This window comes from Ruegeria lacuscaerulensis, assembly GCF_013031245.1.
Classification (GTDB): domain Bacteria; phylum Pseudomonadota; class Alphaproteobacteria; order Rhodobacterales; family Rhodobacteraceae; genus Ruegeria; species Ruegeria lacuscaerulensis_C.
Genome location: NZ_WPZL01000002.1, coordinates 54,601 through 81,040, shown reverse-complemented (window position 1 = coordinate 81,040; position 26,440 = coordinate 54,601). Strand labels below are relative to the sequence as shown.

The window sequence follows — 26,440 nt, the reverse complement described above, 5'->3', positions numbered from 1 at the left end:
TTAAACCCACTGTTTAAATGTATCTTTTTCACCGGCACCTCTCGGGGTTACCTGATTTTCAGGTCAAATCGCAAATTGCTGTTGCCCCCAAGAAAATGCTTCAGGCACAGGAAGATCAAAAGGAAGCTAATGACCAGCCACACACCGCCCCACAGCATGGAAGTGCCACCGAATTCCTCGGCCAACATATACGCGTCCGAGCGTATGCCCGAGCGGCGGATCGTGTCGTCAAAAATATCATAGGGCACGTAGATCATACTGCTCAGTCCGATGATCCGCAGCACCAGATCGCACGGCGCCCGGCTAAAAAACCACGTCGTAGCGAGCATGGCGGCGCCAACCCCGGCACAGAATGCCATTGCAAAGGGTTTGCGGACGTAAAGCAGCGTCACCAACAGCATGACGCCGCCGAAACCGCCAAGCACCGCCCGGTCCCAATGCGTGCGCAGGGCGATAATCAACAGACCCATTCCAAGCGCCAGTGACCCAAGATAACCAGAAGACAGGCTCAGAAACCGGTTGCCGCCTCGGCCAACGACAAGACCGCCCTGTTGCGGCGAGATGGTGAAGCTTTCGACCGATCCGCCAGTCAGAACTATCGCGATCGTATGCGAAAGCTCGTGCAGGAAAACAACCATTATTTTCAGCGGCAGCACAAACGGCGTTGCCCAGAACAGAAACACCAGCGCGACAATCGCAATAAGCTGCCAGTGGCCTCTGATCAGGTTCATCACGGGCATTGTGCAGGGCCGCTATCAGCCTTCGCCCTGTGCCTCTGACCGGCTCTTGCCCGCAACGTTCAATGCCAGTGTCGCGGCCATGAAACCGTCCAGATCGCCATCCAGAACGCCCTTGGTGTCCGAGGTTTCAAAGTTCGTCCGCAAATCCTTGACCATTTGATAGGGCTGCAACACGTAGGAACGGATCTGGTTGCCCCAACCCGCATCGCCTTTGGCCTCGTGGGCCGCGTTGATGTCGGCGTTGCGGCGGTCCAGTTCCTGCTGGTACAGGCGTGATTTCAGCGCTTTCATCGCGATGTCCCGGTTCTGGTGCTGCGACTTCACGGATGAGGTCACAACGATCCCGGTCGGGATGTGCGTGATCCGCACCGCCGAGTCTGTGGTGTTCACGTGCTGACCACCCGCGCCCGAAGACCGGTAAGTGTCGATGCGGATTTCTGACGGATTAACCTCGATCTCGATATTGTCGTCCACAACCGGGTAAACCCAGACCGAACTGAACGAGGTGTGCCGTTTGGCCGCCGAGTCAAAGGGCGAAATTCGCACCAGACGGTGCACGCCGCTTTCCGATTTCAGCCAGCCATAGGCATTGTGGCCGGAAATCTTGTAAGCCGCGGATTTGATCCCCGCCTCTTCGCCCGCAGTCTCGGACTGAAGTTCAACCGTATAACCTTTTTTCTCGGCCCAGCGCACATACATCCGAGCCAGCATAGAGGCCCAGTCGCAGCTTTCCGTCCCGCCCGCGCCCGAGTTGATTTCAAGGAAAGTGTCGTTGCCGTCGGCCTCACCATCCAGCAGCGCCTCAAGCTCTTTCTTGGCGGCTTTGGCCTGCAACTTCCTGATCGCCTCTTCGGCGTCAGTGACGACCTCTTCGTCCTCTTCCATCTCGCCCAGTTCGATCAGTTCGATATTGTCGTTCAAATCGGTCTTGATGGATTCATAGGTCTCGATGGCATCGACAAGCAACTGACGTTCACGCATCAGTTTCTGCGCGTTGTCGGGGCTGTCCCACAGGTTGGGATCCTCAACGCGCGCATTAAATTCCTCAAGGCGATGGGGGGCGGTTTCATAGTCCATACGCTGCGCCAACAGCTCCAGCGACTTTTCGATTTCCGCCACGGTATTCTGGGTTTCGGCGCGCATGGTCTTGTCCCAACTTGCTCAATCAGGCCTGCGTGATAGCAAGAGGTTCGGGACACCACAAGGCAGTCGAGACGTGAATGGCAGAAGTACCGCTCGAGTTTCCTGAGAGATGGGGGCTGACAATCCTCGCACCGGTCGCGGAAACCGGTTTGGCAAGGCTGTGGAAAGTCCAGATTGCAGATGGAACCCTGGCAGCCCTGAAGTTGTATCGCAAACCGGATCGTGGAAACGAAGCACCGGCCGCGCAGCTATTGACGCGCTGGCAAGATCGAGGAGCAGTTGAGATTTTCGCCGAGGAGGGTAAGGCCGTTCTGATGGAATGGCTCGATGGTCCATCCCTGGGCGACATTGCGCGCAATGGCGATGCGGACAAAGCGTGCAGATCGTTGGCCGATACAGCCCGTCTGTTGCATACCGAACCACGGGTCAATCCGACTGGGTTAAGAGATCTGAACACGGTCTTTGCGCCGCTGTTCACATGCTCTTTTTCACCGGGCTGCACAGCGTCTCTCCGGCAAGACATGACGCGGGCAACGGACTTGGCTCGCTCCCTTCTGGATAGCCAGGACGTACTAAGCGCTTTGCATGGTGACCTGCATCATGACAACGTCATTCAAACCCAAAACGGGCTAAAGGTCATCGACGCCAAGGGATATGTCGGCGATCCGGCGTTTGAACTGGCCAATGCCTTACGCCACCCCAAGGGAATGCCGGACTTTGTGCGCCGACCTGAACAGTTGGATCGGTGTATTGCCCTCTATTCCGAAGCTATGGATGTGCAGCCCAAACGTCTGGCGCAATGGGCTGCCGCAAAATGTGCGTTGTCGATCCTGTGGCGTTCTAACGGAATCATCACAGACGACGGCGAAGCAGATTTGCTCAACCTGTTCCTAAAATCGGCCGATCAGTAAAGGCCGCCGCCCTGCAGATCACCCTGGCTGGCATTTGGCCCAACTGTGATCGTATTGCCGGTCGATGTGGTGACCTGACGGCCCGAGCTGGCCTCCTCAAACAGCGGCAGATCCGAACCCATCGCAAAGCCACCGTCATAGACGCGGTCGATAAAGCCATCGACACCATCACGGAAATACTCGGCCACGACAAAGTCACCGGTTGCATCCGCAGGCAGGCGCGCGCCGCTGAACCGGTCGATCTTGATGAAGTGACCTCCCGGAGGCACTTCGAATGGACCGCCACCATATTTCTCGACGGCCTTTTCCATGAAGCTCTGGAAAACCGGACCGCACAAGGTGCCGCCGTAAGCCCCCCGCCCCATCGGGCGCGGGCGGTCGTAACCGATATAGCATCCGGCAACGATGTTCGAGGTGAAGCCGATGAACCAAGCGTCCTTGGATTCATTGGTCGTCCCGGTTTTGCCGGCTGTCGGCACGGGCAGGTTGACGACGCGGGAAGCGGTTCCCCGATCCACAACCCCTTTCATCATCGAGGTCAGCTGGTAAGCGGTAATCGCATCCATGACCTGACTGCGGTTGGTTTCGATGGTCGGCGACTCGTCCGGCTCCAGCCAGGTCGAGTTACAGTCCAGACACTGACGGTCATCATGGCGATAGATCGTCTTGCCAAAGCGGTCCTGAATGCGGTCGACCAGAGTGGGTTCGACCCTTTCGCCACCATTGGCGAACATCGCGTAGGCCGCGACCATCTTGTAAAGCGTCGTCTCTTCGGACCCCAGCGAGTTCGCCAGGAAGGCGCCCATCCGGTCATAAACGCCGAACCGTTCCGCGTAACCGGCAACAACAGGCATAGTGACTTCCTGCGCCAGGCGGATGGTCATCAGGTTCCGCGATTGTTCGATCCCTGTGCGCAGCGGCGTCGGGCCATAGAATTTGTTGGTCGAGTTCTTGGGACGCCACAGGCCCTGAGGGGTATTCACTTCGATCGGAGCGTCCACAACGATGGTGGCCGGGCTATAGCCACTGTCCAGCGCGGCGGCATAGACGAAGGGCTTGAAGCTGGATCCAGGCTGGCGCTGCGCCTGGGTGGCGCGGTTGAACACCGAATCCTGATACGAGAACCCGCCCTGCATCGCCAGAACGCGGCCCGAGTTCACGTCCATTGCGACAAAGCCGCCCTGAACCTCGGGCACCTGACGCGCGGACCACTGACCCTCGGCCCCGGCCATCACCAGAATGACATCGCCGCGATTGAAATTGGCCGCGAAATCACCCTGCATCCATTTGATATCTGACCGAGGGATTGTGCCTTCGGCGGGACCGTCCTCAATACCGACAGTCAGTTGCTGGTCACCCACGTTCATCACCACCGCCGGGTACCATTGCGTCGGCAACACCACATCACGCGGGATTTCCATGATAGCCAGCGCTTCACGCCACTGGGTCTCATCCGCAAGTTTCTCTTCCGGGATCACCTCGCCGGTCCCACGCCATTTCCCGCGCGATCGGTCGTATTTCTGCAACGCTTCGCGCAGGGCGCGAGCGGCTTCGACCTGCATCTCTTCGTCCACCGAGGCGCGAACGGTGAAACCGCCGGTAAAGAACTCACCCTCGCCAAAATCTTCGCTCAGCTGGCGGCGAATTTCGTCGGTGAAAAAATCACGCGGCGGCAGCGCGGTGCGGAAGCTCTCGAAATCGCCGTTCTGGACCGAGCGCAGAGGCATTTCGACCTCGGTCTCATAGGTCGCCTGGTCGATATAGCCATTCTGCCGCATTTCGCGCAGCACATAGTCGCGGCGGGCAAGCAGTCGATCCTTCTGCCGGACTGGGTGGTAATCCGAAGGCGCCTTGGGCATAGCGGCCAGCATTGCAGCCTCATGCGGGGCCAATTCCTGCAAGGTCTTGTTGAAATAGGTCTGCGCCGCGGCGGTTACACCGTACGAGTTCTGACCCAGAAAGATCTCGTTCATGTAGAGTTCGAGAATCTGTTCCTTGTCGAGCGTATCCTCAAGCCGCGTGGCGAGGATGATTTCCTTGATCTTTCTTTCGGCCCGGCGGTCACCCGACAGCAGGAAGTTTTTCATCACCTGCTGCGTGATTGTCGACGCACCACGCACGGTTTCACCTTTGGAGCGGACGGCTTCGACACCAGCCGCGATGATACCGCGCGGGTCATAACCCTGATGGGTGTAGAAGTTCTTGTCTTCCGCCGAGATGAACGCCTGTTTCACCAGATCGGGAATTTCTTCGGACGGTGTGAACAGGCGGCGTTCCTGCGCGAATTCATCGATCAGTTGGCCTTCGCCCGAGTAAATCCGGCTGATCGTTGGCGGCTTGTACTGCGCCAGCGATTCATGGCTGGGCAGGTCGCGCCCATACATCCAGAACACTGCACCGACGACCAGCGCAGCCATAAAAATACCCAAAGTGACGAGGCTGAAGATCGCCCCGAAAAACGAAAGAATGAAACGGATCACGTTACTGCCTTTTACTCGCGCTGCCGCCTATATAGTGATGCCCCGGCGCAGGGTCAAAACACGATGGCCAATATTAGCCGGTTTGCGCCGCAGGGTCACTGCCCAATCAGGGACCGTTTAACCAGATCGTCCTGCCGCCATTGCTCCAGACCACTCAGAATTCCACGTGCCATTCCTTTGCGCCATTCTGGATTTTGTATGTTTTTCAGATCTCTGGGGCTGGAAAGAAATCCAAGTTCGACCAATACCGAAGGAATATCCGCCGCCTTGAGAACCGAGAAGGATGCGGTACGGATGGGGCGGCTGTTCATCGGCCCGCCCTGCTGGGTCATCCCGCCCGCCAGTGCCCGTGCCAGCGCATCGGTACGTGGCTTGGTTTCCTGCCGGGCGATATCCAGCAGAACATCGACCACCTGATCGTCCGCGCCGCTAAGATCCACGCCCGAAATCAGGTCGCCACGGTCGTGGCGCTCGGCCAGTTTATGACTGGCCACGTCCGAGGCGTCCGCAGACAACGTATAGACCGCCGCCCCGTGCGCGCGGCCTTCTGACAATGAATCCGCATGCAGCGAGATAAAAATATCCGCCCCAGCCCGGTGCGCCAGCGCGATGCGACGCTCAAGCGAGACGAACTGATCGTCGACCCGTGTCAATACCACCTGATACCCACCCGCGCGCAAAAGGGTCTCGCGCAGTTCCCGGGCAAAGGTCAGCATCAGCGTTTTTTCATCTGTGCCCGCGACCTCGGCCCCTGGATCAATGCCGCCGTGACCGGGGTCCAGCATCACCCGCAGGGCGCGCGCGCCATCATCACCGGGTATGGCGGTCGTCACCGCCGGCGCGGGCAGGTCCCACCCCGGCTGGCGCGGAGCACCGGCGCTGGCGGCAAAGGTTTCAAAATCCGTTCCACGCAGCCTGAGCGACAGCCGTGCCGCGCCTGTGACCTGATCCAGCCTCAGATCAGATGTATCCACTGCCAGCGGTGCGCCAAGCTCCAGAACCATGCGCGACCACCCCGGTACATAAGCGCCGAATTGGACGCCACTGATACGATCGGTTTGCAGAAAGGCGTCATTGTCCAAACCGGTCCAGTCGACCTCCTGAAAGTCAAGAACCATACGGTAGGGATCTCGCAACGTGAACACCCGGTACGGCACCCCCTGGCTAAGGCCTAAGTCCAGCCGAACACCTGAGCGCCCATCGTCGACGATACGGCTCTGATCCGGCAGAACACGCGCAAGGGCGTTGAAGTCCTGCGCGACGGCAGCACTTGTTAGCGCCCAGAACAGCGCAATAGCGTAGTATATTCTGCTCATAGCCTCAAGTTTTCCCGAGATCGTTTGGGTTGCAGCCTATCCGATAAAAGCGTCTTTGTGAACGCGCTACACCTGCTCCGTGATCGCGCCACGCTCAGTCATGAAACGGCGCAGTCTCAGCAATCCTTCCTCGATATCTTCTGTCGAGCGGGCATAGGAGATCCGCAATGTCTGGTGCCCGCGCTGCGGATCAAAATCCAGACCCGGCGTGACGGCAACCCCGGCCTTTTCGAGAATCTCGGCCGCAAAGGCGCGGCTGTCATCGGTCTGCTCTGATACATCTGCGTAGACATAGAAGGCGCCATCCGGTGGCGCGATGTTGGTGAATCCGGCTTGCGGCAGACCTTCCAGCATAAGCTTTCGATTGCGACGGTATATATCCAGATTGGCCTGCAACTCGTCATCACAATCCATCGCCGCCAGCGCCGCCACTTGGCTGGCATGCGGCGCGCAGATGAACATGTTCTGGGCGATCCGTTCGACCACACGCACCTGATCTTCGGGCACGACCATCCAGCCGACACGCCAACCTGTCATCGAGAAGTACTTTGAGAACGAGTTGATCACATAGCACTCATCCGTCAGTTCCAGCGCGGTGACGGCTTTGGCCTCGTATTCCAGCCCGTGATAGATTTCGTCGCTGATGAACGACGCCCCCTGCCCGTGCGTGGCCTCGATCAGAGAGGCCATGGCCGAATGATCCAGCATGGTGCCGGTGGGGTTGGCCGGAGATGCCACCATAAGCCCTTGCAAGCCCAGCCCCGCGAAATCAGCCGGTACCGGCTGCAGGCGGTTTTCGGGTGCAGTCGGCAGATCTACCGGCACCAGACCCAGTGCTTTCAAAATCTGGCGGTAGGACGGATAGCCCGGTGCACCGATTCCCACGCGGTCGCCGCTGTCGAACAGGGATGTAAAAGCCAGCAGGAATCCGCCTGACGAACCGGGCGTGATCACAACCCTCTCAGGGTTCAGATCGACATCGTACCACTCACCATAAAGCCGCGCGATCCGCTGTCGCAGCGCAGGCAGGCCCAGAGCCACAGTATAACCCAGAGGCCCTTGTTCCATTGCCCTTGCCAATGCCTGAACCGCGCCCTTCGGCGCTCCGGTTCCGGGCTGGCCGACCTCCATATGGATGACGTGCCGCCCTGCTTCTTCGGCCTTGCGCGCGGCTTCCATCACGTCCATCACGATAAAGGGATCGACCCCGGATCGGGTTGAGTTTCTCATGCCCATCTCCCATGTTGCAGCCATGGCTTTTGAACGCTTATACAGGCTGGCGTCAATCCCGGCCCTGTTGCTGGTGGCAGTGACATGGATGACAAGCGCCGTTCAATCCGGTGCACAGGGCCTGATCCGTGACCCAGATATCGAATACGGGCTGCGCGAACTAGCTTTTCCGGTCCTGCGCGCCGCCGGGCTGAACACCAACCGGGTGCGGATATTGGTGGTCAACGACAGCACGTTCAACGCCTTTGTCATCGACTATAACGCGATCTACGTGAATTACGGCCTGATCCTGACTGTCGAAAGCCCAGAGATGCTTCAGGCCGTGATTGCACACGAAGCCGCGCACATCGCCAACGGCCATCTGGCCCGCCGGGTCGAAAACCTGCGGGCGGCCCAGCGTAATGCCGGATTTGGTACCGCCCTGGCCCTGATCGCTGCTGCTGCGGGCGGAGGCGAGGCCGCAGCGGGCATCGCCGCCGGCACGCAGGCCTCGGCCCTGCGCAGCTTTCTCGGCCATACACGTGCTGAGGAATCTTCGGCAGACAGAAGCGCCGCCAGTTATCTGAGATGGGCTGGCATTTCGCCCAGCGGAATGGTCACGCTGCACCGCAAGTTCGCAGGCCAGGAGTTGCTGAGCACTGCCAATCAGGATCCATACATGCGGTCTCATCCGACCAGCCGCGAGCGTCTGCGTGCGGCCGAGGCTTTTCTGGACGAATTTGGCGACAAGGCGAAACCGAACGAAAACGCCGACTACTGGTTCGCGCGGGTCAAGGGCAAGCTTTCAGCCTTCCTTCGGTCCCCGACATGGACCATGCGACGTGCGAAGGAAGAAAGCGCGCAAGACATCAGACTCATGCGCGAGGCGGCAGCCCACCACCAGAACCGCGACCTGGCCAAAGCTCGCGCTGCCATAGAAGGTGCACTGGAAATCCGCCCTGACGATCCCTTCTACTATGATCTCAAGGGGCAAATCCTGTTGGAAAACAGGCGGGTGCAAGAGGCTGTTGCCGCTTATGGTCAGGCAGTTGAGATGGCGCCCAATGATGCGCTGATCCTGGCGGGCTATGGCCGTGCCTTATTGGCACAGGGTCAGACGCAGAACGCACTGCAAGAGCTTGAAAAAGCGCGCGCACGGGATTATCGCAATGCCCGTTTGATGCAGGATCTTGGCGTCGCATACGCCAAGGTTGGAAATAACGGCATGGCCTCGACTGTGACCGCAGAAAGATATGCCTTGCAGGGCCGACTGGCCGATGCGGGGATTCATGCAAGACGTGCCATGGGGCAATTGCCCGTTGGCTCACCTGGTTGGCAAAGGGCGCAGGATGTGCTGATTGCCTCGGAACATGCGAAGAAAAAGAAAAGGAAACGGAAATGATCCTCAGACATGCTGCACCGGCCCTTCTGGGGCTTTCCCTGCTGACCGGCCCTGCGCAGGCGCTGGACCTGAACGCCATGAGCGATTCTGAGAAAGCAGAATTCGGCGCTCAGGTTCGGGAGTATCTTCTGGAAAACCCCGAAGTGATCATCGAAGCGATCAACATCCTCGAACAACGCAACGCCGTCGCCGAGGCCGCCGCGGACAAAGAACTGGTGGTCGCCAATGCGGACGAGCTGTTCAACGACGGATACAGCTGGGTCGGTGGCAACCCCGATGGCGACATTACATTGGTCGAATTCATGGACTATCGCTGTGGCTATTGCCGCCGCGCCGTCCCCGAAGTGGCCAGCCTGCTTGCCGAAGACGGCAATATCCGTCTGGTAATCAAGGAGTTCCCGATCCTGGGCGACGCCTCTGTCCTGTCGTCTCGCTTCGCGGTCGCAACCAAACATGTCGCGGGCGATGACGCCTATAAACAGGTGCACGACGCCCTGCTGGAGTTCAGCGGGGAACCCTCGGAGGTGTCCCTGCGTCGAATTTCAGACGGGCTTGGACTGGACAGTGACGCCATTCTGGCGGCCATGGACAGCGATCAGGTGACCGAAGAAATCAACCAGACACGTGAGCTGGCGCGTCGAATGAAGATTTCGGGTACACCTTCTTTCGTTCTGGGTACCGAAATGCTGCGGGGTTTCCTGCCTGCCGATCAGATGTTGCAGATTGCGGATGGCGTGCGGGCCGAACAAGGCTGAAGGTTCGGGGCGGGTTATCCGCCCCTTCCCATTATAACCCTGACATTTTTTCGGCTCTGAGAACGTATTTGTCGTCAAACCGGGCAAAACCATCATCCAACCACATTCGAAAACTGGCTGTTGGCGACATTTGATCAAAGCTGCGCGTGGTTCGCAGATCAGTTCCGTAAGGTGTTTCTGTGAACTTCCGCTCCATAGTTCCGCTGGAACCGATCGTGCCTTCCTTGGCGGACAGCGCCTTAAATCGCACTCCAAATTGCGCGTCAGGTTCGAACTGTTCTATGGTCTGCAACTCTTCTACGCGAGTCAGGTCATCAATCTGCGATATCTCGACAAAGCTTTCGCCCGGCTTGACCCACTCAATCGACACCGTGTTTTCGTCTCCGTAGGCGTCGACCGTATCGGGTGTCACGACTAGGAATGGCCAAAGCTCGTCGGGCGTCAGACGTGTTCTGACGTTACTGTGAAACGTCTTTTTGCGAACCGGAAGAAACCGATCCAGCCAACCGCCCCCATAGACAGAGAACGTCAACTGACAGAACATCATAGCGACGACGACAAAGAAAAATTCGGAAAAGTTACTGCCAGATTTTCCTACTGCCAAGTAAATGCAGATAATCGGTAACGAAAATGCCACGGATTCTGTTGCTGTGCGGATGGTTGGGAATAATAGTGCGATGGTCATTAAAACAGCGTCAAGAGCAAAAGGAAAGCTGCTCCGTACGCCAACTGAAAGGGTATACCGTACACAACTCGGTCGTCGTTCATACCCGCGATAAGCCCAGCAACAAGCATCATCAACGCGACGACCACAAATCTGCGCCTTTCACGGTACAGGCGCCGTCTAAGCGAAATCATAACACTCTTCAGACAACTTTAGCGTGTTGTGGAGAGGGATTGAGGCACAAGTTTGACAAATACGGGGCTATCGCATTGAAACAGGGTATGTTTTCGGGAGCGTGCTGTCCCTATTCGGCGGCTTCCTGAGCCGCATCCAGCTCAGCCGCCTTTTTCTCGACCTCTTCAACGATGTGGTCGATCATCTGATCGTTGGACATTTTGTGACTGGCCTTACCCGCCAGATAGACCATGCCCGATCCGGCACCGCCACCGGTAAAGCCGACATCGGTCATCAGCGCCTCGCCCGGCCCGTTCACGACGCAGCCAATGATCGACAGGCTCATCGGGGTCTTGATGTGCTCCAGCCGCATTTCCAAAGCCTCGACCGTTTTGATCACGTCGAACCCCTGCCGTGCGCAGGACGGGCATGAGATGATGTTCACGCCGCGATGGCGCAGGCCCAGAGATTTCAGGATCTCATAGCCAACCTTGACCTCTTCGACCGGGTCGGCGGACAGGCTGACGCGGATCGTGTCGCCGATGCCCATCCACAACAGATTGCCCAGCCCGATGGCCGACTTGATGGTGCCGGAGACCAGCCCTCCGGCCTCGGTGATGCCCAGATGGATGGGGGCGTCCGTGGCCTCGGCGATGCCCTGATAGGCGGCGGCGGACAGGAAAACGTCGCTGGCCTTTACGCTGATCTTGAATTCGTGGAAATCGTTGTCCTGCAGGATACGGATATGCTCCAATCCGCTTTCGACCATCGCCTCGGGACATGGCTCGCCATATTTCTCTAGCAGGTGCTTTTCCAGACTGCCCGCGTTCACGCCGATCCGGATCGAGCAGTTGTGGTCGCGGGCAGCCTTGATGACCTCTTTCACCCGATTCTCATCGCCAATATTGCCGGGATTGATCCGCAGACAGGCTGCACCAGCCTCGGCGGCTTCGATACCGCGGCGATAGTGGAAATGGATATCGGCGATGATGGGCACAGGGCTTTCCCGCACGATCTCTTTCAAAGCTTTCGACGACGCCTCGTCCGGGACGGAAACCCGCACGATATCCGCGCCGGCCTCGGCGGCGGCCTGGACCTGTGCGACAGTTGCCGCAACATCCGTTGTCAGAGTGTTGGTCATTGTCTGAACGGCGATCGGCGCGTCACCCCCGACAGCAACATCCCCGACCATGATCTGACGGGATTTGCGGCGGTAGATATTGCGCCACGGGCGTACGTGATTGAGCGACATGAGGGCGGGTCCAAGACAACCTGAGTTGGGTCTTTAAATAGTCCGCCTGTCAGGGCACCGCAATGGCTAGATCACTCAGCCGGTGCTTCGTCGACCTCGGCCTGAAGTTCGACCACCAATTGTTTGAGGGCGCTGTTTTGTTCCGCCTCAAGATCAGCAACCGCATAGGTCTCGGATACGGCGTCCTTGGACAAGACAACCCCTTTGGCCACAGTCCCCGGCGCGCCAGCGGGACCATAATGCTCACCGTTCATCGAGAAATAAACCGAACCCGACGCGCCTGCGCGCAACTGCGGCGGTTCTTCGGTCAGTGGCACTTCGAAAACGCTGCCCTGCTCTACCGTGCCCAGAGTGCCTTCAAAGATCACACTGCCATCGGCAGCGGTGACGCGCATCCACGCGGGATCAACGGCGACGATCTTCAATGTCGTATCAATCTGTTCGACCACCTGCGGCAAGGTCGGGCGCTCGACGGTGTGGACTTCGGCGATCTCGACCTCGGGCAATTCCTGTGGAAGGAAAGTGCCGACAGTGCGCGGATCCAGTGTCGATATTGGCGCGTCGCGTGCCACCAGAACCGGAACGTCCAGCGCCTGCGGGCGATAAAGCCGGTCCAATGCCTCGGCGCTGGGTGCTTCGACGACTGCGACGTCGTTGCTCTCGGGCGCGCGCGCAGCATCCAGTGGATCGAGATCGGACAGAACAACGGGAGCTTGCTCGACCGGGCTGACCTGCACCTGCTGAATCTTGTTCAGAACCGCCCAGCCGCCGTAGCCAATGCCGCAAATGACGGCCACCAGAACCAGTGAAGATCCGATTGCACGAGGCTCAATCTGGCTGACCAGAGATTCCCTGCCCGGAACGTATGGCGTGTTGGGGGACATAAAGGGGTCCCGCCCCATCGGGCCACGCGCAGGCAAGCCTCCTGAGGGTTTACGAACGACCGATGCCTCGGCCGACATGCCGTGCGCAACCTCGAACCCGCTTTCCTTGCAGAAGGCCGCAAAGGTTTCATCCGGGTTCATCCCCAGATACCGGGCATAAGAACGCACATACCCGGCGATGAAGCCGGGCGTGTCGAATGCTTCAGGATCGGCGTCTTCTATGGCAGCGATGTAGTTGGCTTTGATCCGTAGTTCTCGTTGAACATCCAGAAGAGACTTGCCCATCGTTGCGCGTTCGCCGCGCATCATATCGCCAAGCCGCACCTCATAATCGTCATAGCCTTTTGGCCTGACGTCGGTGTCGTCTTCGGAATCGCGCTGAGATCTGCGCCCAATCATCCCTGCTGCCCCATTCTGCCTGTGCGTGTTTCACGCTAACGGCGAATCATCCCTTTGACGATTCGTCCGTAAATTTTATTAGCGTAAGCTTAACATGCGACAAACGCGTTGCACACTTTAGCGTGAGGTTAACCTGCAAGTTCGGCGCGATTTAGCGCACAATGTGACCAAAGTTCGTCCATTGCTTGCACCAGACGGTTCATTTCGTCAGGGCCGTGGACCGGTGACGGCGTGAACCGCAAACGCTCGGTTCCGCGGGGGACAGTCGGGAAATTGATCGGCTGCACATAGATGCCGTGGTCATCCAGCAGCCTGTCGCTGAGGATTTTGGTGTGTACCGGGTTGCCCACGATCACCGGCACGATATGGCTGCCGTGGTCGATCAGCGGCAAGCCCAGACCTTTGAGCCGCAGCTTGAGGATTTTGGCCTGAGTCTGGTGCTGTTCGCGCAGTTCCGGCGCAGTCTTGAGATAGGCAACCGACGCAGCCGCACCTGCCGCAACCGCAGGCGGCAACGAGGTCGTGAAGATGAAGCCTGGCGCATAAGACCTTACGGCGTCACACATTTTGGCGCTGGCCGCGATATAGCCACCCATCACGCCAAAAGCCTTGGCAAGCGTGCCGTTGATGATGTCGATACGGTGCGCCAGTCGATCCCGCTCAGTCACTCCGCCGCCCCGCGGGCCGTACATGCCAACCGCGTGGACCTCATCGATATAGGTCAGGGCACCGAATTCGTCGGCCAGATCGCAAATCTCTTCGATGGGGCCGAAATCCCCGTCCATCGAATACACCGACTCAAAGGCGATCAGCTTGGGCGCTTTCGGATCATCAGCCTCAAGCAGTTCGCGCAGGTGGGCGACATCGTTATGGCGGAAGATGCGCTTGGCACCGCCATTGCGGCGCACGCCCTCGATCATCGAGGCATGGTTCAACGCATCGGAGTAAATGATCAGACCGGGGAAAAGTTTCGGCAGAGTGCTCAGGGTGGCATCGTTGGCGATATAGGCGCTGGTGAACAGCAGCGCCGCCTCTTTGCCGTGCAAATCGGCCAGTTCTGCCTCAAGACGTTTGTGGTAAACAGTGGTGCCCGAGATGTTGCGGGTGCCTCCCGAACCGGCCCCTGCCGCATCAACAGCCTCGTGCATGGCGTTCAGAACAACCGGGTTCTGGCCCATGCCCAGGTAATCGTTACCGCACCACACAGTGATATTCTGCTGCGATCCGTCGGGCAGCGTTCTGACCGCGTGCGGGAAATGGCCGTTACGGCGTTCGATATCGATGAAGGTCCGGTAGCGTCCTTCGTCATGCAGCCTGGCAATCGCTGTATCGAGCTGAGCAGTATAGTCCACCGGTATCTCCTTACCTGCCCGACATATGCCTTCATCTGCCGGACGACCTTCCCAACGCATTGCCGGACGAATCCGAACTGGCGCCAGCGTATTCCCTTGTTACGTTAAGCTATATACGACAAAGGGATCACATAATTGATTTGCATCAAATATCGGCTTGTAACGGCATCGACAAGTAAAGTTACGGCCATAAGACGCGAGGAAACGACGCAGGGGCCGCCCTGCCACCCGGCAGGTTTCCGATATTATACCATATTCCCGGCCAAGCGCACTAGACGGCGCCGGTGGCGCTGATAGGGTTCGCCCAAATCCAAAAGCAGGAGAACACCATGTCACTGGACGCCGTTCTGAACCGCATCGACGCTGATTTGCGAACCTCAATCGACCGCCTGATGGAACTGCTGCGCATTCCATCCATTTCGACGGACCCGGCTTACGACAAACAGGTCAGTCAGGCCGCGGATTGGCTGGTCACCGACTTGCAAAGCATTGGTATTGCCGCCGAAAAACGCGAAACCACAGGACATCCAATGGTTGTCGGGCATATCGGAGAAGACACCGACGCGCCCCATGTTTTGTTCTACGGGCATTATGATGTGCAACCGGTCGATCCGTTGGAGCTGTGGACTCGCGATCCGTTCGACCCGGCCATTGAGGAAACCGACAACGGCCCTGTTATCCGCGGTCGCGGATCGTCGGATGATAAAGGCCAACTCATGACCTTTGTCGAGGCCTGCCGCGCATGGAAGGCCGTTCACGGCACCCTGCCCTGCCGCATCACTTTTTTCTTTGAAGGCGAAGAGGAATCGGGCTCTCCTTCTCTGGTCCCGTTCCTGCGCGAGAACGCAGCCGAGCTGAAAGCCGATCTGGCACTGGTGTGCGATACCTCGATGGTGTCACGCGGTGTGCCCTCGATTGCATCGCAGTTGCGCGGTATGCTCAAGGACGAGTTCACCATCATCGGCCCCCGCATTGACCTGCATTCTGGTCATTATGGTGGCCCCGGCCTGAACCCATTGCGGGAGCTGTCGAAAATCGTCGCTTCATTCTACGACGACGAAACCGGCCGAGTCGCGGTCGACGGATTTTACGAAGGCGTCCACGAAGTTCCCACCGAGCAGCTGCGCCAGTGGGAAAACTGTGGGTTTGATGAGGCCGAATACCTGAACTCGGTCGGCTACACGCAGCCGCATGGTGAAAAGGGATACTCCACGCTTGAACAGCAATGGGCGCGCCCGACACTGGAGGTCAACGGGCTCTGGGGTGGTTACAATGGTGCGGGTTCGAAAACGGTGATCCCGTCACAGGCGCACTGCAAAATCACCTGCCGACTGGTCGGCGACATGGACCCGGACGCTCTGCGCAACAAGATTCGCAAGCACGTCGAAGAGCATCTGTCGCCCGATGCAAAGGTTGAGTGGGATAACGATCTGGAAGGCTCCCCCGCCTCGGTCATGAATCTGGACCGCCCGGAATTCGAGGCTGCCCGCGGCGCGCTGTCTGACGAATGGGGTCGCGAGGCTGTATTCACAGGTATGGGCGGATCAATTCCCGTCGTTGGGTATTTCAACACCGAGCTTGGACTGGACTCTATGCTGGTCGGCTTTGCCAATGACGACGACGCGATCCATTCACCGAACGAGAAATACGACGTGAAGAGCTTTCACAAAGGCATCCGCTCCTGGGCCCGCATTCTGGACGCCCTGAGCCGTTAAAGAATAAAGGCACCGCCGGACTGGCGGTGCCTTTTAAATTGGGGTCAGTCCCCAAATCACATGTGAATGACCTTGCCGTAAGCGTCCAAAACGCTTTCGTGCATCATCTCCGACAGAGTCGGGTGCGGGAAGACGGTGTTCATCAGGTCCTCTTCCGTGGTTTCCAATTGGCGACCAACGATGTAACCCTGAATCAGTTCGGTCACTTCGGCACCGATCATGTGAGCGCCCAACAGTTCACCCGTCTTGGCGTCGAATACGGTTTTGATGAGGCCCTCGGGCTCGCCCAGAGCAATCGCCTTGCCATTGCCGATAAAGGGGAAGCGGCCGACTTTGATGTCATAGCCCAGTTCCTTGGCTTTCGCTTCGGTGTACCCGACAGACGCAACCTGTGGCTGGCAGTATGTGCAGCCCGCAATGCTTTCGGGCTTTACCGGGTGTGCGTGTTGGCCTGCGATCAGCTCGGCAACCATAACGCCCTCATGGCTGGCCTTGTGCGCCAGCCACGGCGCACCAGCGATATCGCCAATGGCGTAGAGACCATCAACACCGGTGCGGCAATATTCATCGGTCACAACATGGGTCCGGTCGATCTTCACACCCAGAGCCTCCAGCCCCAGATTCTCGACGTTGCCGACGATGCCAACGGCCGAGATCACGGTGTCGAATTCATGCTTCTCGACCTTGCCGTTGCTCTCGATATGCGCCGTGACCTTGCCCTTGGCGCGGTCCAGCTGCTTGACCATCGCCTTTTCCTTGATGGTCATGCCCTGCTTGGTGAATGCCTTCTTGGCCAGAGCGCTAATCTCGGCGTCTTCAACCGGCAACACGCGGTCCATCACCTCGACCACGGTCGTATCCGCGCCCAAAGTATTGTAGAAACTGGCGAATTCGATTCCGATCGCACCCGATCCGATGACCAGCAGTTTCTTTGGCATCCGCGGCGGCAGCAATGCGTGCTTGTAGGTCCAGACGAGATCGCCGTCGGCCTCCAGCCCCGGCAACTCCCGTGCCCGCGCGCCGGTGGCCAGAACGATGTTCTTGGCGGTCAGCTCTTCGGTGCCTTTGTCGGTTTTGACCGTGACCTTGCCCTTGGCCGGGATCGTTGCCTCACCCATTATCACGGTCACTTTGTTTTTCTTCAAAAGGTGGCCGATGCCCCCGGAAAGCTGTCCCGCCACACCGCGCGAGCGTTTGACTACGGCGTCCAGATCATAACCGATCTTGTCGGCCTTCAGACCGAAATCCTTGGCATGCTCCATCAGGTGGAACACTTCGGAAGAGCGCAGCAACGCCTTGGTCGGAATACAGCCCCAGTTCAGACAGATACCGCCCAGATGCTCACGCTCGACAACAGCCGTTTTCAGGCCAAGCTGCGCCGCACGAATGGCCGCTACATACCCGCCGGGTCCGGCGCCAATTACGATCAGGTCAAAAGATTGTGCAGCCATGTTTCCCTCTCGGCACAGGTCGATTGAAAAATTAGTTTACCATTAAACTAAATCCCACACAGCATCAACAGGCTCGCTCCGCGACAAAAGCGACGCAGGGTCAACTGTAGCTATACATGTGGTTTTCAGCCTATACCGGGCTTTCATCAATGGCTAGAACATAGAAGACGGACGCACCCGTTCTTTCCTAAACACAAATCATTCGAAAGGCTTACCATGGCCAAAACACTTAAGGATTTGCTGCTTGCTCTGCTCAATGCCACACTTATTCTGGTGGCCGTATGTTTGTTTCTGGGGTGGAAACTGGCATCGAAAGTAGAAGGCATCACCACGGCCTTCTCCGAAAAAGTCCAGATTGTTGCACCGCTAAGAGATGAAATTCAGGGCGTTCGTGGTGAATTGGCTGCCCTGCGAAGTGAACTCGCCTCGGTCCAGCCCGGTGACGTTGGGGTAGACAGTGCGACTCAGCAGCGGATTTCGGAAACTCTGAGCACGCTAAACGCCCTTGAAGAAAAAATGCAGACCTCTCAGGCCCGAATAGCAGAAATAACCGAGGCCCCTGAAACCTTGATAAACACAGCCATAGGAACCTCAGCCGACGCAATCGCCGACCGGGTCATTGCCATTCGTGGGTGTGAGCCGACGTCCTAGCCGGCTGCCTGCAACTCTCGGACAGTTGTGCCGTACCCGCCCATGTCGACATATGCCGCTTCGTGCTCGGTCATCGGGCGCGAAAGGGCCTCGTTCCGGTAAGGGAAACGGCCGAATTTGCGGATCACCTCACGATGTGCCCTTGCGTGCAACAGGTTGCTTGGGTCGCTGTCAGTCATGTTCTGGCACATCAGACGTACACAGCGTTCCTGATCGCACAGGTTTTCCGAGTGCATCAACGGCAAGTAAAAGAACTGCCGTGCCGGCTCATCAATCTTCAGGTCCCAGCCTTTGTCCACTGCACATTTCGCAGCTGACAATGCAGCACGATCCGACGAAAAGGCTTTTGCGCTGCCGCGGAACATGTTGCGTGGAAACTGGTCCATCAGGATGATGTAGGCCAAAGCCCCGCTGGGATATGTCAACCAAAGCGAATATCTGCCTTCATTCGCGGCTTCCCAGGTGGTCAAAAACCGTTCGCGAATTTCAGCATCCAATGCGTCGTCCTGCAGATACCAACCTTTGGGACCAATTTTGTCTAACCAAAAACTCAATACTTCTTCAGGCCCTGCCATTGCCCTAACTCCGTCGTGTTGCCCTCCCCAGGGACGTAAGATCATTTAAGGACGTTTTGCAGATTTGTTACAGTAAAAAATTGCAACAATTGCGACATAAATCCGTGTCTTAGGCTACATCTTGCGTTTCCTGTTCCGCCTCGGCAGCTTCGATAGCCACCTCTTGCGCGACTTCAAGAGCAACCGGCGACGCCGTTGGGTAGACCGGAGACATTGTTCCGGTTTCGTCGACCGGGACCGCGGCACGCTGAGTCATACGATACATTGCGTACAAAGCCATCGTGACAAGCAGAGCGGCGATAAACAGGAAAAAGCCCGGAGGCCCCAGGATTGTGTCCCCCATCATCCAACCGGTGATCAGCGGACCCGCGATGGCCCCCAGACCGTTGATGAACAACAGCCCGCCCGAAGCAGCAGCCATGTCTTCGTGCTCAAGAAAGTCATTCGCGTGCGCAATCAGCAGGGAATACAGGGGGTTCGACATGCCTCCGATCACGAAAGCCGAGACCAGCAGGATCGGGAAGGATACTCCGAAAATCATTCCCGTAATCGCACCACACGCCCCGGTGACCGCGACCAGCATAATCAGGAAACGGCGATCCATGCGATCCGAGAACCAGCCCAACGGGTACTGCAGAACGACCGCGCCGATGTAGAAGGCTGCGACAAAGGTCGAAATTTCCGCCAGCGAAAGACCAGCACGAGCCCCATAAACCGAGGCCATACCGAACTGCGCCGAGAATACGCCCCCCAAAAGGAACATACCGACGCAGCCCAATGGTGATTTTCCCATCAACTCGCGCAGGGTCATGGGTTTGGTTCTGTCAAAGGCCGGTGTCGGCGAAATCGACAGCAGAATAGGAGCAAACGAGACCGAAACCAGAATGGACGCGATCACGAAGGTTTCATAGCCAGCCGGGTCTCCCAACAGCACCAGAGCCTGTGCACTGATGATCCCTGTCATCTGGAAAATCATGTAAAGCGACAGCGCCTGTCCGCGGTTTTCATTGCTGGCCGCGTTGTTCAGCCAGCTTTCTGCCGTGACATACACGCCGGAAAAACAGAACCCGATCACGACACGGCCTAATATCCATGCAACCGGGTTGGTCAGCATCGGATACATGATCATCACGGCAGAGATGAATGACGCCAGCGCCGCAAACACCCGCACATGCCCAACCCGCCGGATCATCTCAGGAGCAAAGCGCGATCCACCCAGAAAACCCAGGAAGTAAGCCGACATCACAAATGACATCTGAAAGGTCGAAAATCCCTCGATCTCGCCCCGGACACCAAGAATCGTGCCCTGAAGACCGTTCCCGACCATAAGCAGGCCCATACCGAGAAGAAGCGCCCACGCGCTGGACAGGACCTGAATCATTGGGGCCTCCGTAAAATGCCGACCTGAACTATCGACTCGTTTTGATATGAAAAACGGCTCTGATCCTGCTTGTCTACGACATTGCGGGGAAATGATCCCGACAACACGTCCTTTACGGGATCAAAAGCGACGCGTCGCCGTAAGAGAAAAATCGGTATTTCCGTTCAATCGCATGCGCATACACATTTCGCATCCGGTCCTGCCCCATCAGCGCCGAGACCAGCATCAGCAGCGTGGATTTCGGCAAGTGGAAATTGGTCATCAGCGCATCGGTCACGTGGAACCGGAAGCCAGGATAAATGAAGATATCGGTATCCCCCTCCCACGGTTCGATTTCGCCGGAACGCGCCGCACTTTCGATCAGGCGCAGCGCCGTGGTGCCGACGGGAATGATGCGTCCGCCCGCCGCTTTGGTTGCCTGAATTTCTTCGGCAGCGGCGGCGCTGACCTTGCCCCATTCAGCGTGCATCTTGTGTGTGGTCACATCCTCGACCTTAACTGGCAGGAAGGTGCCCGCGCCGACGTGCAAAGTGACGTGGCTTATTGCGACACCGCGCGCTTCCAGCGCCTGCATCAAGGCGTCGTCGAAATGCAACGAGGCGGTTGGTGCCGCAACCGCTCCGGAATTGCGCGCCCAGATCGTCTGATAATCCGTCTTGTCCTGCTCATCCGCTGGACGTTTGGCGGCGATATAGGGCGGTAGCGGCATAGCGCCCGCCTGTTCAAGCGCGGCGTCGAAATCTTCACCTGACAGATTGAAGCGCAGATAGGCCTGCCCGTCCGCGACACGCTCAAGGGTGGCGCTGAGGTCATCCGAAAACCGGATCTCTTCGGCCAGCTTCACCTTTTTCATCGGCTTGATCAGGGCGGCCCACGTGCCATCAGCCTGCGGGTCCAGCAGAGTGGCTTCGATCGCGGCGGACACCGGGCCTTGCGCGCTGTCGCGATGACGACGGCCGTTCAGGCGTGCGGGTATGACGCGGGTGTCGTTCAGCACCAGCCGATCTCCGGGTCGCAGCCAATCGGGCAGGTCATAGACATGCGCATCAGAAACCGTGTCACCTTTGGCCACCAGCAGTCGCGCGGACGAGCGCGGGTTGGCCGGTCGCGTGGCAATCAGGTCTTCGGGCAGGTGGAAATCAAAATCACTCAGTTTCATGGGCGCGCCATACAGGGCCTTTTCAGATTCGGCCACATCCCAGATCAACGATCAGATTGCGGCGATCCAAAGGATCGTTTCACTTCATCTGGTTTGGAAGGTCGCGCATTTGGCCCATCCGAAACCGTCGGGGGCGGAGTTCGCAACAAGTTGCGCAGAAACAGCGGTGCCAGCCCGGACAGCGGGTTCACGGACACCTTCGGCTGCTTCAACGGCCCGGTCAAAGTGTAGTTGAAACCGATCACGCCCTCGCCCTTTTTGGTGAAGACGCTCCCTATTGCATTCACCAGGTATATAGGTGAGATCGCGCCGCGCAGGTTCAGCCGTTCGGCGACCGTGTCGATGGTGCCATCAAAGGACAGGCCCATCGAAGGACCGACGGCGCTGCCGCTCAGCACTTTGATCTCGGTCGGTGTGATCCGCATCCGGCTGTCGATGGTCGAGAAAAAGATGCCCTGCCCCGCCATTTCATTCAGCAGACCAACAAGGCTGATCGCGTTCAGCAGCGCAGCCATGGCAGGGGCGTCCGTGATGCTTGTATTCACGATCTTCAGAATGACGTCATAATTTCCCGGGCCGGACACAGGTTCCAGCCGCAAATCCATAGACCCGCCCCGCGCCTGCGTTATTACTCCGGCCGACCGAAGAACCGCTCCGGCATCACCCGAGGTCAATGTCACCGCGCTGCGGCCAGCGCGCGGGGTGACTTGCCCACGGACTGCGGCCTGCCCATTCACAGTGGCCGTGAACGGGCCTTTTACGCCTCCTGTGGTCTGAAAGTTGCCCTTGAAGCCCGTCAGCGCGACCGTTTCCGTGACCTGCAAGCGATCCAAAGCGACGTCCATCCTGGGTCCGGGACCAGACGCACCCCCACTGTTGCCGCTTTCACCAAATGTCGCCCGCCCCAGATTCATGACGCCGCCCAGAACGCGAATGTCAGGAACAGCCGCCCCACGACTGATCAGTTCAGCCGGAACCGCCAGCCAATTCCCCAGATCGAACGAGCTGAATTTCACACGGTCAAACGTGCCGCCTTCCTTGAACGAGATCGATGCCGTGGTGCGCAGTCCCGCTGCATCCAGCTTGAGTTCGTCAACCCGTAACAGTTTGCCGAGCGTCGCCTCGACGGTCATGGTTCCGGTAGATCCCGTCCCCTTGCGCCAACCCAACTCGGGAATGGCCAGAGCGACCCCTGCCAGATTCGATGATGCGGAAAGTTTCGGAGGCTCCCCCGCGCCGATGCCCAGCGCGATATCCGCAGTGCCCTGCCCGGTCAGCATTCCCTGCGGTAAACCGGCCTTGAGTTCAGTCATCAGCTGGGGCGACAACTCGATCTGCCCTGTCAGTTCGCTGCGTTGAGGTGCAGGACCGCCGATCGGTTGCCGCCATGCACCCTGCATGGGAACAGCCCCGAACAGCCCGTCACCCGCGATCCCGACCTCAGTTTGATCCCCTTCCACGTCCAGCCGGTCTGCACTGACCGAGAATCCAGGCACCAGCCGTTCGCTTTGGACGTCGTCAATATGACCGGTGAAATGGAACTTGGTATCCTCAAATTTCAATCCCTTTATCATCGGCAGAAACAGAGTTCCGGACAGGCTGACCTCTCCTTCTGCCAGATTGACTGGCAATTCTGCCTTGGTCAGCAATTCCAGCGGAGGCCGGTCGAGCAGTGACAAAGCAGCGGTCGCGCTACCCCTTGCCTTGATCCGCGTGATCGACGGGGACCGCTGCTTGATGCTCGTGTCAGGAATTATGAATGATGTGCCCGAGGCGTCCACTGCTCCGCCTTCGTCGGCCATGACGATCCCGGACGCAGCGGTGGCCGTAAACCTGCGATTGATCAGACTGGCTTGCCCCTGTGCATTTTGAAGGACCGGCAAGGTCTTGGCGAACCTGATCTTGGCCTCTTCGAAACCGAAATCCAGATAGATTTCCGGTTTGTCCCCGGGCTGCAGGCGCAACGCAAAATCAGCATCCGACAATTGGCCATCATAAAGATTTTTTGCCACCCAGGTTCGTGGTTTCGGAGCCAAAAGTTCAGGCCAGTAATTCAGCAACTGGTCCGACCCCATACTGTCCAGATGCGCATCCAGTTGAGCCGACCAACCGTCAGGTTCACCGACCAGCGCGCCAGTGGCTAGTAACCTATGACTTGCGTCTTCGACCGCCACCTGGCCAAGGCGCAGCACAAACGGAGCCAGTTTCATTTGCATGTCCACATCTGCGCGCGCCAGTTTTAGCGGCTCGGGGAAAAGCCCTGCTGGATTGATGTTGATGCTGCTCAGGCTCAGTTGCGAAGTCAGGCTTTCAAGTGCACCGTTTTCGATTCCGTGCAGATAGGCATTGCCCTCGGCCTGAATTGAGCCCCAGGCCGACACGACCGATACCTCGTTGAAATCCAACACATGTCGGCGGGGGTCATATGTAAAGTAAGTTCGGGCGGACTCGAACGGGATGGGCCTGGTTTCCTGCGTGGGCTGAACCGCGCCCGCCCCCAGATTCAGCGTCGCAAACAATGGGCCCAGCGCAGCGCTGCCGTCAATGCTGCCCCGCAAAGCCCCTGAAATCGGCGATTTCAGGACCTGCAACCACGATAACGCAAGACTTTGCGTTCCAATATCTTCGGACGGAACATCCGTGATCGAGATACCGAAGCTCGCCTGTGGTGTGCCCAGAACGCTGGTGTAATTCGCCTCGATCGAACTGGCATAGTCGCGCCCGGTCAGAATGGAAAACCCGGTGGCCAGACGCATTTCATTGCCGCTGCGGGTGATCGTGATGTGACCACCGTCAAAGATCCAGGCCCGCCCAAGGCGCAGATCCTGATAGTCCAGTGTCAGGGAGTCCAGTTCAACTGACCGGAGTCCCGAAAGGATAGGTGACAGAAACACATCGTCGGATGTCTCGATCAACTGCGCCAGATCGGGCGCTTCCTGCACAGGGGCACTGCCAGACCCGACGGTAAGCGACAACGCCCCGTCCAGACCTCGGGTCAACGCGATCTGTGCATCCCGCAGAATGATACGGCGGGGTCGAATCTGTCCACTGAGCAACCCGCGCATCGACAAGCGGGTCCGCATATCCGCCACTTGAGCAATTTGCTGCCCGGCGGCGTCACTGATCGTAACATCGGTCAGCCTCAGCCGCGGGCGCCATTCCTCATTTATGATAAAACTTGCATCGCCAAAATGAAACTTCAGACCTCCAAGGCTTTGTTCAAGGCGTTGTTCAACCTTCTTGCGCACCCATTCCGGCGCGTGGAGGTTCTGGCCGAACAGAAAAAACCAACCCGCGAAAACCAGAATGCCGAATGACAGGACGGTCCAAATAGAAAAATGCGCGGCGATACGACGGCGCGACCGGCGTCGCGGAGTTTTCTCCGGTTGCTTCGCACTTTCGTCTTTGCGCTGCACCAATTTGCTATCCACGCCTTCCAACCCGCTCATGCCGCCCTATGATGTCCGGCAGCACTTAAAATCCTTTAGCGGAGTTTCCAATGCCCGATGTTTCAGACATTGCCCCTGATTTTACTTTGCCCCGCGACGGAGGCGGCGAGGTAACGTTATCGGACCTGCGCGGCGACACCGTCGTCCTGTTCTTCTATCCTCGTGATGATACGCCGGGCTGCACCAAGGAATCCATCGGTTTCTCGGAACAACTTCAATCATTTGCCGATGCCGGCGCTCAAGTTTTCGGCATTTCGCGGGACAGCGTGGCCAAGCACGACAAATTTGTCGCCAAGCACAACCTGACGACGCCGTTGCTGTCGGATGAAGGGTCGTCGGTCTGCGAGGACTATGGCGTATGGGTCGAAAAGAACATGTATGGCCGAAAGTCGATGGGCATCGAACGCTCGACCTTTCTGATTAACGCCGAAGGCAAGATCGTCCATGTTTGGCGCAAGGTCAAAGTGCCGGGCCACGTGGATGAGGTGCTGGAAGTCACGCGCAACCTTGCGGCCATCATTTCATGACAGAATAAGTTTCCCGGCATCAACCATTTGGAAGGCAGAACATGCCTTCCAAATGGTTTTGGGTTTTCAGAATTGGCGAAGCATTCATCGAGTGGGCCAGGAACTCGCAGCGAATTATCGCGTTCAAAGAAAAAAATCGTTAGCTCTGTCAGTTCGCAAGACGAAGGAAGCAATCCTGTTTGCTCCGGCTGATACAGTAGAAACCCGGATAATAGAGAAGTTAAGCCGGTACATGATGGCATGGCGCATAGGTTGCGATTGCTCTACCTGAGTGTGTGCAAGCTAAGGCGGCAGGGGAACATATATATATAGACGGGTAATTTCTCTGCTGGTCTACTTTGACGTCCCTAAACTTGGCCCAAAGCTCGATCCGGCGATCCTTGTTTGGTGCGGACGAAAGCATGAACTTGCAAATGCCAGCTTTGAGCAGATTCTTTTGTTCAGCAAGGAACGCTAGAATCACCATTGGCTGCCACAGTCTCCTCATGCTCCGAGCAAATTGGACTATTTGGGCAAGCCGGAGACTTTCGCAACCGATTTCGGCAAAGTCCAAGATGTTGCTCTGGAGCACGGCACCCTCGAGGAGCGCCTTGAAACTCCCTACCTTAACGCGACGGGGTCAGCGCCAGCGCACTATTCAAGTTTTTTGGGCGACATGAGCGAGAACTGGTAGAAGAGATGTTTCGAACTGATCTTGATCGGTTCTGTTCCAGTTGTGAAACCGAAAACGCCGTAGTGTTCAGTTCGACAAATAGCGATGTGGGCAAGGTCGACATGGGGACTTTTACGAAAATTTCCAAATTGTTCGGAACGCAAGGCGACTGCAGATCCTACGAGCGGCGAGTCAAGAA

General features: G+C 57.7%; 20 protein-coding genes. 6 read left to right on the top strand and 14 right to left on the bottom strand.

Going from position 1 to position 26,440, the window contains the following annotated elements; translation table 11 throughout:
- Positions 1 to 47: 47 nt before the first annotated feature.
- Together GOX66_RS02960 and prfB are read right to left on the bottom strand one after the other, a co-directional pair.
- Complete coding sequence (locus GOX66_RS02960; protein WP_170759453.1) at positions 48 to 731, bottom strand: M50 family metallopeptidase; 684 nt, start codon at positions 729 to 731, stop codon at positions 48 to 50.
- A 24-nt stretch (positions 732 to 755) separates the two neighbouring features.
- A complete protein-coding gene (prfB, locus tag GOX66_RS02955; RefSeq protein ID WP_170759451.1) occupies positions 756 to 1,883 on the bottom strand; it encodes a peptide chain release factor 2 in 1,128 nt (375 codons plus the stop codon).
- Positions 1,884 to 1,960: 77 nt separating this feature from the next.
- Here prfB and GOX66_RS02950 point away from each other — a divergent pair, with 77 nt between their 5' ends.
- Positions 1,961 to 2,794 carry an aminoglycoside phosphotransferase family protein gene (locus tag GOX66_RS02950; protein ID WP_170759449.1) on the top strand — a complete coding sequence of 278 codons (834 nt, stop codon included), beginning with the start codon at positions 1,961 to 1,963 and terminating at the stop codon, positions 2,792 to 2,794.
- Here the strand turns inward: GOX66_RS02950 and GOX66_RS02945 are convergent.
- The 3 genes from GOX66_RS02945 to GOX66_RS02935 all read right to left on the bottom strand — a co-directional run bounded on the left by GOX66_RS02945 (position 2,788) and on the right by GOX66_RS02935 (position 7,820).
- Complete coding sequence (locus GOX66_RS02945) at positions 2,788 to 5,274, bottom strand: PBP1A family penicillin-binding protein (protein ID WP_170759447.1); 2,487 nt, start codon at positions 5,272 to 5,274, stop codon at positions 2,788 to 2,790. The two genes, GOX66_RS02950 and GOX66_RS02945, sit on opposite strands and share 7 nt — an antisense overlap.
- 95 nt (positions 5,275 to 5,369) lie before the next feature.
- A complete protein-coding gene (locus tag GOX66_RS02940; RefSeq protein ID WP_170759445.1) occupies positions 5,370 to 6,590 on the bottom strand; it encodes an N-acetylmuramoyl-L-alanine amidase in 1,221 nt (406 codons plus the stop codon).
- Positions 6,591 to 6,656: 66 nt separating this feature from the next.
- Entirely contained in the window at positions 6,657 to 7,820 is a 1,164-nt protein-coding gene (locus GOX66_RS02935) for a pyridoxal phosphate-dependent aminotransferase (RefSeq protein WP_170759443.1), read from the bottom strand.
- On the opposite strand from GOX66_RS02935, the gene GOX66_RS02930 reads away from it, so the two are divergent.
- Both GOX66_RS02930 and GOX66_RS02925 read left to right on the top strand, forming a co-directional pair.
- A complete protein-coding gene (locus tag GOX66_RS02930; RefSeq protein WP_170759441.1) occupies positions 7,819 to 9,201 on the top strand; it encodes a M48 family metalloprotease in 1,383 nt (460 codons plus the stop codon). The genes GOX66_RS02935 and GOX66_RS02930 overlap by 2 nt on opposite strands.
- Complete coding sequence (locus tag GOX66_RS02925) at positions 9,198 to 9,956, top strand: DsbA family protein (protein ID WP_170759440.1); 759 nt, start codon at positions 9,198 to 9,200, stop codon at positions 9,954 to 9,956. Before GOX66_RS02930 ends, GOX66_RS02925 begins: the two co-directional genes overlap by 4 nt.
- 31 nt (positions 9,957 to 9,987) lie before the next feature.
- On the opposite strand, the gene GOX66_RS02920 is transcribed toward GOX66_RS02925, so the two are convergent.
- The 4 genes from GOX66_RS02920 to hemA form a co-directional block, all read right to left on the bottom strand.
- Positions 9,988 to 10,488 (bottom strand): hypothetical protein, encoded by a 501-nt coding sequence (locus GOX66_RS02920; RefSeq protein WP_170759438.1) that lies wholly within the window; start codon positions 10,486 to 10,488, stop codon positions 9,988 to 9,990.
- A 436-nt stretch (positions 10,489 to 10,924) separates the two neighbouring features.
- A complete protein-coding gene (ispG, locus tag GOX66_RS02915) occupies positions 10,925 to 12,046 on the bottom strand; it encodes a flavodoxin-dependent (E)-4-hydroxy-3-methylbut-2-enyl-diphosphate synthase (RefSeq protein WP_170759436.1) in 1,122 nt (373 codons plus the stop codon).
- 71 nt (positions 12,047 to 12,117) lie between these two features.
- On the bottom strand, positions 12,118 to 13,329 hold the full coding sequence (locus GOX66_RS02910) for a helix-turn-helix domain-containing protein (RefSeq protein WP_170759434.1): 1,212 nt from the start codon (positions 13,327 to 13,329) through the stop codon (positions 12,118 to 12,120).
- Positions 13,330 to 13,457: 128 nt separating this feature from the next.
- Positions 13,458 to 14,681 (bottom strand): 5-aminolevulinate synthase, encoded by a 1,224-nt coding sequence (hemA, locus tag GOX66_RS02905; protein ID WP_170759432.1) that lies wholly within the window; start codon positions 14,679 to 14,681, stop codon positions 13,458 to 13,460.
- A gap of 329 nt (positions 14,682 to 15,010) precedes the next feature.
- Here hemA and GOX66_RS02900 point away from each other — a divergent pair, with 329 nt between their 5' ends.
- Positions 15,011 to 16,396, top strand: a complete 1,386-nt coding sequence (locus GOX66_RS02900; protein ID WP_170759430.1) for a dipeptidase — start codon at positions 15,011 to 15,013, stop codon at positions 16,394 to 16,396.
- A 56-nt stretch (positions 16,397 to 16,452) separates the two neighbouring features.
- Here GOX66_RS02900 and lpdA read toward each other — a convergent pair whose 3' ends face one another.
- Positions 16,453 to 17,847, bottom strand: a complete 1,395-nt coding sequence (gene lpdA, locus GOX66_RS02895; protein WP_170759428.1) for a dihydrolipoyl dehydrogenase — start codon at positions 17,845 to 17,847, stop codon at positions 16,453 to 16,455.
- Between the two features lie 216 nt (positions 17,848 to 18,063).
- Here lpdA and GOX66_RS02890 point away from each other — a divergent pair, with 216 nt between their 5' ends.
- The gene (locus GOX66_RS02890) at positions 18,064 to 18,498 is read left to right on the top strand and encodes a hypothetical protein (protein ID WP_170759425.1); all 435 of its coding nucleotides are present in this window, start codon (positions 18,064 to 18,066) and stop codon (positions 18,496 to 18,498) included.
- On the opposite strand, the gene GOX66_RS02885 is transcribed toward GOX66_RS02890, so the two are convergent.
- The 4 genes from GOX66_RS02885 to GOX66_RS02870 form a co-directional block, all read right to left on the bottom strand.
- Positions 18,495 to 19,073, bottom strand: coding sequence for a DUF924 family protein (locus GOX66_RS02885; RefSeq protein WP_170759424.1), 579 nt, complete (start codon positions 19,071 to 19,073; stop codon positions 18,495 to 18,497). The genes GOX66_RS02890 and GOX66_RS02885 overlap by 4 nt on opposite strands.
- 109 nt (positions 19,074 to 19,182) lie before the next feature.
- Entirely contained in the window at positions 19,183 to 20,454 is a 1,272-nt protein-coding gene (locus tag GOX66_RS02880; RefSeq protein ID WP_170759422.1) for an MFS transporter, read from the bottom strand.
- Positions 20,455 to 20,566: 112 nt separating this feature from the next.
- A complete protein-coding gene (gene queA, locus GOX66_RS02875; RefSeq protein WP_170759420.1) occupies positions 20,567 to 21,613 on the bottom strand; it encodes a tRNA preQ1(34) S-adenosylmethionine ribosyltransferase-isomerase QueA in 1,047 nt (348 codons plus the stop codon).
- A 44-nt stretch (positions 21,614 to 21,657) separates the two neighbouring features.
- Positions 21,658 to 25,062: a YhdP family protein gene (locus GOX66_RS02870; protein WP_237212470.1), complete on the bottom strand. Its 3,405-nt coding sequence runs from the start codon at positions 25,060 to 25,062 to the stop codon at positions 21,658 to 21,660.
- Between the two features lie 50 nt (positions 25,063 to 25,112).
- Between GOX66_RS02870 and GOX66_RS02865 the strand changes: the two genes are divergently transcribed.
- A complete protein-coding gene (locus GOX66_RS02865; RefSeq protein WP_170759417.1) occupies positions 25,113 to 25,589 on the top strand; it encodes a peroxiredoxin in 477 nt (158 codons plus the stop codon).
- Positions 25,590 to 26,440: the final 851 nt, after the last annotated feature.